The organism is Gordonia pseudamarae, from assembly GCF_025273675.1.
Classification (GTDB): domain Bacteria; phylum Actinomycetota; class Actinomycetes; order Mycobacteriales; family Mycobacteriaceae; genus Gordonia; species Gordonia pseudamarae.
In genome coordinates, this window is sequence record NZ_CP045809.1 from 1,765,060 (window position 1) to 1,777,264 (window position 12,205).

The 12,205-nt window shown below is 67.0% G+C and carries 9 protein-coding genes; 3 read left to right on the plus strand and 6 right to left on the minus strand.

Annotated elements, in window-relative coordinates:
* Nucleotides 1–67: 67 nt before the first annotated feature.
* Together GII31_RS07825 and GII31_RS07830 are read left to right on the plus strand one after the other, a co-directional pair.
* Nucleotides 68–1,729, plus strand: coding sequence for a flavin monoamine oxidase family protein (locus GII31_RS07825; protein ID WP_213248336.1), 1,662 nt, complete (start codon nt 68–70; stop codon nt 1,727–1,729).
* Between the two features lie 5 nt (nt 1,730–1,734).
* Nucleotides 1,735–2,577 (plus strand): carbon-nitrogen hydrolase family protein, encoded by an 843-nt coding sequence (locus GII31_RS07830; RefSeq protein WP_213248338.1) that lies wholly within the window; start codon nt 1,735–1,737, stop codon nt 2,575–2,577.
* Between the two features lie 19 nt (nt 2,578–2,596).
* Here the strand turns inward: GII31_RS07830 and GII31_RS07835 are convergent, their stop codons facing one another.
* The 5 genes from GII31_RS07835 to GII31_RS07855 form a co-directional block, all read right to left on the minus strand.
* On the minus strand, nt 2,597–3,529 hold the full coding sequence (locus tag GII31_RS07835) for an alpha/beta hydrolase family esterase (RefSeq protein ID WP_213248340.1): 933 nt from the start codon (nt 3,527–3,529) through the stop codon (nt 2,597–2,599).
* 61 nt (nt 3,530–3,590) lie between these two features.
* Entirely contained in the window at nt 3,591–4,475 is an 885-nt protein-coding gene (locus GII31_RS07840; protein ID WP_213248342.1) for an aminotransferase class IV, read from the minus strand.
* A gap of 41 nt (nt 4,476–4,516) precedes the next feature.
* Nucleotides 4,517–5,644, minus strand: coding sequence for an o-succinylbenzoate synthase (gene menC, locus GII31_RS07845; RefSeq protein ID WP_213248344.1), 1,128 nt, complete (start codon nt 5,642–5,644; stop codon nt 4,517–4,519).
* Nucleotides 5,641–6,468 carry a MurR/RpiR family transcriptional regulator gene (locus GII31_RS07850; RefSeq protein WP_246222161.1) on the minus strand — a complete coding sequence of 276 codons (828 nt, stop codon included), beginning with the start codon at nt 6,466–6,468 and terminating at the stop codon, nt 5,641–5,643. The genes menC and GII31_RS07850 overlap by 4 nt, the downstream gene beginning before the upstream one ends.
* Nucleotides 6,375–6,860, minus strand: a complete 486-nt coding sequence (locus GII31_RS07855) for a hypothetical protein (RefSeq protein WP_213248346.1) — start codon at nt 6,858–6,860, stop codon at nt 6,375–6,377. The genes GII31_RS07850 and GII31_RS07855 overlap by 94 nt, the downstream gene beginning before the upstream one ends.
* A 189-nt stretch (nt 6,861–7,049) precedes the next feature.
* On the opposite strand from GII31_RS07855, the gene GII31_RS07860 reads away from it, so the two are divergent.
* Nucleotides 7,050–8,186, plus strand: a complete 1,137-nt coding sequence (locus tag GII31_RS07860) for a M20/M25/M40 family metallo-hydrolase (RefSeq protein ID WP_246222162.1) — start codon at nt 7,050–7,052, stop codon at nt 8,184–8,186.
* Nucleotides 8,187–8,282: 96 nt separating this feature from the next.
* Here the strand turns inward: GII31_RS07860 and GII31_RS07865 are convergent, their stop codons facing one another.
* Nucleotides 8,283–12,089, minus strand: coding sequence for a multifunctional oxoglutarate decarboxylase/oxoglutarate dehydrogenase thiamine pyrophosphate-binding subunit/dihydrolipoyllysine-residue succinyltransferase subunit (locus GII31_RS07865; RefSeq protein ID WP_213248348.1), 3,807 nt, complete (start codon nt 12,087–12,089; stop codon nt 8,283–8,285).
* Between the last annotated feature and the right edge of the window lie 116 nt (nt 12,090–12,205).

Consider the following 12,205-nt stretch of genomic DNA (forward strand, 5'->3'; position numbering starts at 1 on the left):
GAAGTGGCAGGTACCCGCGGGCCGGTGAAGAAGAGCGGGGACGTCGGGCCGGCGGTAGCGTCGCCGTATGGCCGCCGATGCACCCGTCACGATCTTCGGACCGGATTTCCCGTTCGCCTACGACGACTGGCTGCGCCATCCGGCAGGCCTGGGCACGGTGCCCGATGAAGCGCTCGGCTCGGAGGTCGCGATTGTCGGGGCGGGCATGGCGGGGATGGTCGCGGCCTACGAACTGATGAAGCTCGGCCTGAAACCGGTCGTGTACGAGGCCGAACGGATCGGTGGGCGGCTTCGGTCCGAACCGTTCACCCCCGGTGAGCCGGAGGTCGCCGAACTCGGTGGTATGCGTTTCCCGATTTCGTCGCGGGCATTCTTCCACTACGTCGACATGTTCGGTCTGGGCTACCGTCCCTTTCCCAATCCGCTGACCCCAGCGTCGGGATCCACCGTCATCGACATCGGCGGCCAGACGCTCTATGCCCGCACCATCGACGATCTGCCCGAGATCTACCGGGTGATCTCGCGGGCCTGGGACGCGGCACTGGAACGGGTTGCCGGATTCGGCGACCTTCAGGATGCGATTGTTCGCCGCGACGCGGTGGCGTTGAAGAAGCGCTGGAACAAGCTGGTCCGGGAGTGGGACGACCGTAGCTTCTACGATTTCCTGGCCACCTCCGACGAGTTCGGGTCGCTTACGTACCGGCATCGGGAATTGTTCGGTCAGGTCGGATTCGGCACCGGTGGCTGGGATTCGGATTTCGCCAACTCGATGCTGGAGATCTTGCGGGTGGTGGTCACGGGCTGTGACAGCGACCAGTTCCTGATCGACGGCGGCTGTGAGCAGGTGCCGCGCGGACTGTGGGCGCACGCGCCGGAGACCATTGCGCACTGGCCGGCCGGGACAACTCTGTCGTCGCTGCACCGGGGAGTGCCCAGGGCCGGGGTCGCCAGGATCCGCCGGCTCGGGCCCGACCGGATCGAGGTCACCGACCGGTGGGGCGATGCGCATGTGTTTCCGGCGGTGGTGGCGACCTGTCAGGCGTGGCTGCTCTCGACGGAGATCGACTGCGACGAATCATTGTTCAGCCAGGACATGTGGATGGCGCTGGACCGAACGCGCTACATGCAGTCGTCGAAAACATTCGTCATGGTGGATCGGCCCTTTTGGAAAGACGTAGATCCGGACACCGGGCGCGATCTGATGAGTACGACGTTGACGGACCGGCTCACACGCGGCACATATTTGTTTGACAACGGACCCGATCGGCCCGCCGTGATCTGTCTCACGTACAGCTGGATGTCCGATGCCCTGAAAGTGCTTCCGCATCCGGTGGGACGGCGCGTTGAATTGGCTTTGTCCGCGTTGCGAAAGATCTACCCCGACGTTGACATTGAAAGTCACATTGTGGGAAGGCCATTGACCGTGTCCTGGGAAGATGAGCCGCACTTCCTGGGCGCATTCAAAGGTGCGCTGCCGGGCCACTACCGCTACAATACCCGAATGTATGGTCATTTCCACGATCAGGGGAAATTCCCGGACGCCGAGCGGGGGATATTTCTTGCCGGTGATGATGTATCATTCATGCCTGCGTGGGTGGAGGGGGCTGTACAGACCGGTTTGAATGCCGTGTGGGGAGTTCTTTCACATTTCAGTGGTCGGACGCCGCCGGATAACCCGGGGCCGGGTGACGTGTACTCTCGGCTCGGACCAATAGATATCGGAGACTGATTGCCTTGCCCGAGACGTTGCGCCTGGCCCTGTGGCAGTGCGAGCCGATGCCGCCGGTCGAGTCGCTGCGCGTAGATTACACGGTCGCCGAGAACCTCGAGCGCCTGGAGGCCAAACTGGCCGAGGTCGCCGGGACCGTCGATCTGCTGGTCACCCCGGAGATGTTCATCGGTGGATACAACGTCGGAGCCGATGCCGTACGGCTGCGTGCCGATCCGGCGCTGCGGGACATGACGGTTCCGCCGGTCGACGGGTCGGTCGCCGACGCCGTCTCGCATATGTGCGCCAAGCACGGGATCGCCGTCGTCTACGGATGCGCGGAGATCGCCGATGACGGATCGGTGTACAACGCCGCGCGGCTCGTCGACGCGACCGGCGCCCATGTGGGCAGCCACCACAAGACGCACCTGTTCGGCGACCTCGACCGGGCGATGTTCACCGCGGGCACCGAGCCGGCGCCGGTCATCGAGTTCGGCGGATGGCATGTCGGTCTGCTCATCTGTTACGAGGTCGAGTTCCCGGAGATGGTGCGTTCGCTCGCCGTCCGCGGCGCCGATATCGTCTGCGTGCCCACCGCCAACATGGCCGAGTTCAACGATGTGCAGCGGGTGCTGCTCCCGGCCCGTGCGCTGGAAAACCAGGTCTTCCTCGCCTACGCGAACGGTGTGGGCGTCGAAGGCGATATGACCTATGGCGGCCTGAGCACTATTCTCGGGCCCACCGGCGTGTCCGTCGCCGAGAAGGGCGGCGACCCGGATCTGGTGACCGCCTCCATCACCCGCACCGACATCAAACGCGCCCGCGGCCAGTTCTGCTATCTCGACGATCGCAACCGAGACGTGTACTGACTCCTGCCGCGACCGCCGATCACCGGCGGTGCGAGAGCAGGAACGTGATGACCTTCCGGTCGAGGGCCGGGCCGTTCACCGTGACACCGCCCGGACCTGTCGGATGGTCGGCACCGATCACCGTCGCGGACACCACCTCGCGGCGACCGGCCCCGTACCGCTCGAGCACGGTCGGATACCTGTCCGACGATGTGGCCCTCAGCCGTGAGACCGCCGGGTGCGCACCGCGAATCCCGTTGACGTTCAAGGCGGCACCGATGCTCAGCGTACTCACGAACAGCGGTACGAGGCTGTCCTTGTCGGCCTGGACGACGAACATGGGGATCGGTTTCCCCTGACGGGTGGCGCGGGTCAACGCGCCCGTCGGATCGGCCGCGAACGGGACACTCGCGCTTGTGGCGGCCCCGGCGAACAATTCCGGGTAGAGCGCGACAACGTTCTGCGTCATCGCGCCGCCGGCGGAATGCCCGACCACGTACACGCGCGACGGATCCGCTCTCAGTTCGCGCACCGATCGCCGGACGATGCCGGCGATGATCGAGGTCTCGCCCTGACCACGGATCAGATTGGCCGGATCGAACACCCGCCAGGTGCCGGAGGGATCGACCGACAGCGACTGCATCGCCGCGACCACCGAGTATCCGCGCCGATCGGCCTCGGTGAGCAGGGTGCTCGTGCGGCGCAACTCCCGGGGATCGCCGTTGCGCACCTTGCTCGCGCCGTGCAGCCAGATCATGAGTGGTTGCCCCGGCCGGTGCGCCCGTGGCCGGTACACCTGGAACTCGCGCGAACCCGCGGTCCCGGTGTACCTCTCGGTGGTGATCGTTCCGTTCGCATGCGGTTGCGAGTGCGCGCGATATCCGGAGTCCGCGGACGGTGCCGCAGCCGCTCCGGGCGCGGTCACCGCCAGAACGACGGCCAATGTGGACAATGCCGTGATTCCGAAACGCATATTCCCCCTTGTGGTTATGTGACCTGATCATGATCCCGGCGGTGATGGCCGCCGGTGAACCTCACGTCGTTCGGGCGCCGAGGGCGTCGTTCATCATGGCGGTCACCTCACGGTCGACGGTGACAGGTGCGCCGTCCACGCTCCGGATCGGCGCCGCACCCCGCGTCGACGAACACAACCACAGCGCGTCGGCGGTGGTCAGGTCGGCCGGAAAGAGTTCGGACACCCGCGTCGGCGCGCCCGCGAGTTCGAGAGCGGCGAACAGATCGCCTTGCGTGGTGCCGGGCAGCACCCCCAGCGCCACCGGAATGGTGATGTAGACGCCGTCGATGCGCGCGATCAACGTGGAGTTGGGTCCTTCGAGGACATAGCCGTCGGAACTGACGAAGATCACATCGTGCGCGCCGCGCCGCGCCGCCTCGCGCAGTGCCGCCTTGTTGACGGCGTAGGCGAGTGTCTTGGCGCCCTGCAACAGCCATGGCGAGGTTTCGGTGACATCGTGCCGGTAGCCGCGATCGAGCAGCACCACGTCGATGCCGTCCAGGCGTGCCCCCGCCGGATCGTCGGGTACAAACCCGTATGCGAAACCGGTTGGTATATCCTCTGTTTCGACGCCTCTGGTCATCACAAACTTGACCGCGGCGAACGGGGCGAGCGGGGCCATCTCGGCGGCCGCGACCTCCACCGCCCGCCGCCACAGCGCCCGCTCGGGCGCCGGTAGATCCATCATGGCCGCCGATCGGGCGAACCTGTCCAGATGCGCGTCCATCGCCTGCGCCACGCCCTGATGCACCAGGATGGTTTCGAAGATGCCATCACCACGCGTCACGCCCAGGTCGTCGGTGCGCAGCACGGCGTCGCCGACCTGACGCCGGATGATGGCGGCGTCGGGGTCGGCACCGGCCGGGCGGGACAGGTCGAGCACGTACAGGGTCAGCGGCTGCATACGGTGATCTTTCCGGGTCTGGGACGTTGCGTAAGGCGATGTCAGGCGGCGGTGTCGTCACCGCTGTCGTAGTGGCGGAGCGTGTTGTGTTCTACCCAATGCATGTCGACGTCGTGGCCGATACCCGGATCGGTCGGGACGATGACCACACCGCCGTGGGCGACGACCGGCGGCGTGATGACATCGCGGGCATAGTATTTGTCGGACCCGGACACGTCGGAGGGCAGGGTGAAGCCGGGCAGCGACGAGATGGCGACGTTGGCGGCGCGGCCCACCCCGAACTCGTGCATCCCGCCGCACCACACCGGGATTCCGGCCTCCACGGCGACGTCGTGGGCGGCCCGGGCCGCCGACAGTCCACCCATCCGCGACACCTTGATGTTGAGTACCCGGCCGGCGCCCAGTGCGAGCATCGTATGCAGGTCGTGGACGTCCACCACCGACTCATCCAGGCACACCGGGGTGTCGATCCGGCGCTGCAGTTGTGCGTGGGCGAGGAAATCCCTTGGTGCGTAGGGTTGTTCGATCATGGTCAGACCGGCCTCGTCGAGGGTGATGAACACCTTCGACGACGCGTCGTCGTCCGGGTAGGCGCCGTTGGCGTCCACGTGCAGGTCGAGGCCGGGATAGGCCCGGCGCACCGCGGCGACGGGTTCGACATCCCAGCCGGGGGCGATCTTCAGTTTCACCCGCCGATACCCCGCATCCACCTGGCGTTGCACCTGGGTGAGCAGGTCGTCGATGGTCGGTTCGATGCCCAGTGACACCCCGGCCACCACCTCGCTCCGGGTCCCGCCGAGCGCCGCCGCCAGCGGTACGCCCTGGATGCGCGTGTAAAGATCCCATGCGGCGCAAGAGAATCCGGACTTCGCGAATTCGTGTCCGCGGATCTTCGACCAGGATTGCTCAAAGTCGGCCGGAGTGTCCCAGTCGGTGTCGAGGGCGCGGGGGACCAGGTGGTCGATCGCGATGTCGAAGGCGGTGAAGGTGGTTTCCGAACAATAGAACGGATCCGCGGGGGAGGCGATCTCGCCCCAGCCGGTGCGGCCGTCGGCATCGGTGGCCGCGACGAGCAGATGGGTGAGGCCGGACTTGCGGTGTGAACTTGTCTGGAAGCTGTGCGCCAGGTGCAGGCGCACCTCGAAGATGCGCAGACGGTCGAGCCTCATGGGTGGGCTCCGTCTTCCGCCACACCGGGGTGTGTCGTGTCGCCGTCCGGTGTGTGGGGGCCCGGTGTGCGGGAGTCTGGGGCGAGGGGCTGGTACAGGTCGAGGGCGGTGGCGAGTTCGTCCCGGATGGTGAGTCGTCGGCGGGCACCTTTGGCGCTGGCGGTGGTCAAGGTACTGAGCAGATGGCAGACCGCGGCCATCGCGGTGGGGGAGTCGGCGTAGGAGGCGCTGTCGGTGCGGACCCGGATCGTCGCGTCGGCCAGCGGTGCCAGGGGCGCTTCGTCGCTGTCGGTGACCAGCACCAGTTTGCCGCCCGCCGCGCGGAAGAGCTCGCCGAGTTTGGTGGTTTCGCGGCGGTAGCGGCGCAGCGAGAACGCGATCAGCAGATCCTTGTCGCGTACGTCGGTGAGCACCGTCAACGGGGTCAGCGCGTGGCCGTCGATGAGGAACACGTTGGACAGCGTGGCCGACAGATCAGCGCTGAGCAGGCCCGCGTACATCGCGGACTTCCCCTCGCCGGTGATGTACCGGCGCCGGGCACCCAGGATGACCGCGGCCGCCTGGGGCAATGCGCCGCTGGCCGTGAGATCATTGAAAGTCATTGCCAGGGAGCGTGTCTCTGCCTGCATCACGCGACTCTGCACCTGTTCGGCGGAGGAGTTGGTGCGCAGCCGCTCGCCGTAGCGCTCACCGGGCGTGGACAGGCTCGGATTCTGTGTGCGGTCCTCGGTCATGGCGCCCGGACCGCCGGGTACGCCGCGGTGCCGGTGGCCGCCCCCGGAACCGGCCCGGCCGGGCCGGTCGCCGACTGTGTGCGATGACATGACACCAGTATCGGCCCGTCCTTGACCACCGCCCGTATCGCGGCAAGGGTCCGCGTGTTGGCCGGTGTGTCGGGGCGGTCGTCGGACGTCTCGGGCAGAGCGAGCCACCGGCCGCCGTATCCGGCGGGAATCCCCACTGCCGTGACCGGTCGCCCCTGGTCCGCTGAATCGAGTCCGGCGAATCCGTACGCGACTCCGACGCGCCGGTCGGAGTCGGTGTAGGCCCCGATCGTCGAGCCCCCGTTGCGGGTGAGCGCCGACAGCGGGTTGGGGTTGAGCGCGAACTCGGGCCGGTCGTAGCCGAAGACCCGCCGGTACAACTCGTCGGCCGCCTGGAATTGATCGAAGCGGTCACGGGTGCGCACCTGGGTGTGCGTGTCGGGAGGGGGCACGGGACGATCTTTCGCGAATCGGCGGTGCCGGGGCGTCGTGGCGGGCGCGATGCCGGGGGTGCGCCGTGGCCGGGCTGGTGGACGGCGGATCTTGTTGAGAAACGTAATATTAAGAATATCTTGCCATTTCACCTGATACAAGGCCAAGATAGGACACGTAAGTGTCGCCAACAGCTCGGGGGTGGCTTCGTGGGTACCTCGACCGACGGCATCGATGTGCGCACCTTCGAGGATATGACCGATCTGGAGCGGCTGCACGCGCTTGTGCGACTGGAAACCCCGTCACTCGACGCGGCGGCGGCCTCGCAGATCATCGAGATGCTCGCCGGCTGGTGGCGCGCGGTCGGTGCCGACGTCCGGATCGTCGCCGGCGGGTCGGGGCCGCACCTGGTGGCCGAACTGCCGGGCATTGGCGATCCGGTGCTCCTGGTGGGGCACTGCGACACCGTATGGCCGCACGGAACGCTCACCGGTGATGTGCCGTGGTCCGTCGACGGCGACATCGTCCGCGGTCCCGGGGTCTACGACATGAAGAGCGGCCTCGTGGTGATGCTCTCCGCCGCGCAGCGGCTGCGTGGGCGTGCGCACCGGGCCGTCCGGGTGGTCGTGGTGTGCGACGAGGAGGTCGGTTCACCCGACTCGCGGCCGCTGATCGGTGAATGCGTCCAGGGCGTGTCGGCGGTCATCGGGTTCGAATCGCCTCACCCCGACGGCGCGCTCAAGGTCGGGCGGCGGGGAAGCACCCGCGTGCGCCTGGCGGTCACCGGCAAGGCCTCGCACGCGGCGCTCGACCCGGCGGGCGGGATATCGGCCGTCGACGAACTCGTCGACCAGCTGATGGCGGTCCGTGACCTGGTCACCGACCCGACACTGCCCACAGAGGTGCTGTGCAACATCGGAACCGTCAACGGTGGCGGGGCCGCCAACGTGGTACCCGCGCACGCCGAAGCGGAGATCGGACTCAGATTCATCGACCGAGAGTCCGAAACCCGTGTGCTCGACGGGTTCGCGGCGTTGCGGCCGATCCGAACCGGCGCGGGCCTGGATGTCGAAGTCCTCAGTCAGCGGCCGTCGTGGCCTGCCTCGACGGCAGACACCGGGTGGCTCGGCACGATCGCCGACGTCGCCCGTGGCATCGGGCAGAGCGTCACCGGGCGGCCTGCCGCGGGTGCCGGGGACACCAATCTGACCGGCGGTCTGGGAATCCCCACGGTCGACGGGTTCGGTCCGTCGGGAGGTGGGGCGCACGCCGTCACCGAACACGCCTCACTGGCATCGCTGGGCTCGCGCGTCGATCTGCTCGAGGCGGTCCTCACGCGGGTGTGACGCCGAGGTGACCCCGCCCGGGCATGCTGTACCGCCGGCCGAGATGCCGGCAGGGCCCACCCCGAGGGGTGGGCCCTGCCGGTCAGAGCGTGATCGTCACTCGCCGAACGCGGTGTCGATGATCTCCTTCTGCTCCACGGCGTGAACCTTGCTCGAACCCGACGACGGTGCCGACATCGCGCGACGCGACGCCCGGCGCAGCCCCCTGAGCAGATCCGGCAGCACCTCAGGCAGCCACAGGCCCAGGAACGGCCACGGACCTTGGTTGGCCGGCTCCTCCTGCACCCACACGAAATCGGTGGCATTCGGGTACTGCTCGATGGTTTTGCGCAGCCTGCGGTGCGGAACCGGGTACAACTGCTCGATCCGGACGATCGCGATGTCGTCGCGGCCGTCCTGCTCGCGGCGTTCATCGAGCTCGTAGTACAACTTGCCGCTGACCAGCAGGATCCGCTTGACTTTACTGTGGTCGGCGCCGCCGGTGGCGAACTTCGGATCGTCGAGCACCGAGCGGAACTTGTCCTCGGTGAAATCGGTGATCTGGCTCACGGCGTGCTTGTTGCGCAGCATCGACTTGGGGGTGAACACGATCAGCGGGCGGCGGATGCCGTCGTGCACGTGCCGTCGCAGCAGATGGAAATAGCTGGCCGGGGTCGACGGCAGCGCGACCGTCATCGAACCCTCGGCGCACAATTGCAGGAACCGTTCGATACGGCCCGAAGTGTGGTCGGGACCTTGCCCCTCGTGACCGTGCGGCAGCAGCAGTACGACATCGGAGAGCTGACCCCACTTGGCCTCACCCGAGGAGATGAACTCGTCGATGATCGACTGGGCGCCGTTGACGAAGTCGCCGAACTGCCCTTCCCACAGCACCAGGGTGTCGGGGTTGCCCACCGAATACCCGTACTCGAAGCCCAACACCGCGAACTCCGAGAGCGGCGAGTCGTACACCTGGAACCGGCCCGGCTGGTCGGGTGAGAGGTGGTTGAGCGGGGTGTACTCGGAACCGTTGGTGCGGTCGATGAGCACGGAGTGGCGCTGCGTGAACGTGCCGCGCCGCGAGTCCTGGCCCGACAGACGCACATCGGTGCCCTCGAGTACCAGCGAGCCGAACGCCAGCAACTCGGCGAACGCCCAGTCGACGTGGCCCTCGCGGGACATCTCGTGGCGGCGCTTGAGCACCGGCTTGACCCGCTGATGCGGATGGAAGTCCTCGGGCACCTCGAAGAAGGCGTCGCCGATCCGCTCGAGCACCGACTTGTCGACGGCGGTCTCGACCTTCAGCGCCAGCGTCTGATCGGACTCCACCGACGGGCTCGGCTCGGGGACGTACCGTTCGAGTTCCTTGACCTCGTTGAACACCCGCTCGAGCTGGCCCTGGTAGTCGCGCAGCGCGTCCTCGGCCTCCTTGGTGGAGATGTCACCACGGCCGATCAGGGCTTCGGTGTAGCTCTTGCGGACACCGCGTTTGGTGTCGATCACGTCGTACATCGCCGGCTGCGTCATCGACGGGTCGTCGCCCTCGTTGTGGCCGCGGCGGCGGAAGCACACCAGGTCGATGACGACGTCCTTGTGGAACGCCTCGCGGTAGTCCACGGCCAGTTTGGCCGCCCACACACACGCCTCCGGATCGTCGCCGTTGACATGGAAGATCGGCGAGCCGATCACCTTGGCGATGTCGGTGCAGTACTCGGTGGACCGTGAATGCTCGGGTGCGGTGGTGAAACCGACCTGGTTGTTCACGACGATATGGATGGTGCCGCCGGTGCGGTAACCGGGCAGCATCGCCAGGTTGAGCGTTTCGGCGACCACACCCTGGCCGGCGAACGCGGCATCGCCGTGCAGCATGAGCGGCAGGATCGCGAACTGTTCGGACTCGTCGAGCTGATCCTGCTTGGACCGGACCAGTCCCTCCAGCACCGGGTCGACCGCTTCGAGGTGGCTCGGGTTGGCGGTGAGGGAGACGGCGATCTCGTTGTCACCGAACATCTGGTAGTACTTGCCCTCGGCGCCGAGGTGGTACTTCACGTCACCCGAACCGTGTGCCTGAGCGGGATTCAGGTTGCCCTCGAACTCGCCGAAGATCTTCGAGTACGGCTTGCCGACGATGTTGGCGAGCACGTTCAGACGGCCGCGGTGCGGCATGCCGATGACCACTTCGCGCAGGTTGTGGTCGGCGCAGCGGTCGATCACCGCATCCATCGTCGGGATCGTCGCCTCGGCGCCCTCCAGCGAGAACCGCTTCTGCCCGACGTACTTGGTCTGCAGGAACGTCTCAAAGGCCTCGGCCGCGTTCAGCTTGGACAGAATGTACTTCTGCTCGGCCACCGGCGGCTTGACGTGCTTGATCTCGACCCGGTCCTCGAGCCAGCGCTGCTGCTCGGGCTCCAGGATGTGTGTGTACTCGATACCGACGTGACGGCAGTACGCATCGCGCAGCACCGACAGTACATCGCGCAGCTTCATCCGCTCTTCGCCGTGGAAGCCGCCGACCTTGAACTCGCGGTCGAGGTCCCACAGGGTCAGGCCGTAGGTGAGCACGTCCAGGTCGGGGTGCGCGGCCCGCGCGTCGCTGTTCATCATCAGCGGATCGGTGTCGGCCATCAGGTGACCACGGCTGCGGTAGGCGGCGATCAGCTCGAGCACACGGGTGCTCTTGTCGACCAGGCCCGCGGGGATGTCGCGGCGCCAGCGGATCGGTTCGTAGGGGATCTTGAACGCGGTGAAGATCTCGTCGAAGAAGCCGTCGTCGAGCAGCAGCGTGTGCACGCGGCGCAGGAAGTCGCCCGACTCGGCACCCTGGATGATCCGGTGATCGTAGGTGGAGGTCAGGGTGATCAGCTTGCCGACGCCCAGATCGGCGATCTGCTCGTCGCTGGCGCCCTGGAACTCGGCCGGGTACTCCATCGCACCCGCTCCGATGATGGCTCCCTGACCCTTCATCAGGCGGGGCACCGAGTGCACGGTTCCGATGGTGCCCGGGTTGGTCAGCGAGATGGTCACGCCGGCGAAATCGGCGGCGGCCAGCTTGCCTTCGCGGGCACGGCGCACGATGTCCTCGTAGGCGGCGTGGAACTCGCCGAAGTTCATCGTCTCGCAGCCCTTGATGGCGGCCACCACGAGTGTGCGGTTGCCGTCTTTGCCGACGAGGTCGATCGCCAGGCCCAGGTTGGTGTGCGCGGGGGTGATGACGTTCGGCTTCCCGTCGACCTCGGCGAAATGCCGGTTCATGTTCGGGAAGTCCTTGATGGCCTGGACGATCGCGTAACCCAGGATGTGGGTGAAGCTGATCTTGCCGCCACGGGTGCGCGAGAGGTGGTTGTTGACGACGACGCGGTTGTCGATCATCAGCTTGGCCGGGATGGCCCGGACGCTGGTCGCCGTGGGGATCTCCAGCGACAGGTTCATGTTCTTGACGATCGCCGCCGCCGGACCGCGCAGCACCTTGTTCTCGTCGGCCGCCGGCGGGGTGGCCGGGGCCTTGCCGCCGACCGCGGTGGTCGATGTCGACGAGCCGCCCCGGCCGGCGGTACCACGACCGGCCGCCGCCTTGGTGGCCGCGGCCTCCCTGACGGGGGCGGGTTTACGCGGCGTCTGCGGTCGCGTCGGAACGGTGTCGAGCGTGACCTGATTGGTCGGCCGCGGGGCTGCCGTCCTGGCCGGGGCCGCGGGCTTGGCCGGCGCAGCGGGCGTGGGCTGTGCCGGGGCAGCAGTCCGTGCGGGGGCCGCGCCACCGTTGCTTGAGGCTTGCCCGGACGCGGCCGAACCGGGCGACTCGGGCTTGTAGGTCTTCAGGACATCGTGCCAACTGGGGTCGACAGAGGTCGGATCCTTGATGAATTGCTGGTACATCTCCTCGACCAGCCAGGTGTTCTGTCCGAAATCCGAAACCGAACTGCTCACTGCGCTTTCTCGCCTCAATTCCCTCTGGTATCGGGTCGCCTGATCACGTCCTAGGTCCCTTGTGGAGACAGTCGGCGTGGATCAACCCTCGATGGTACGCCGTCCACGGCAGGCTG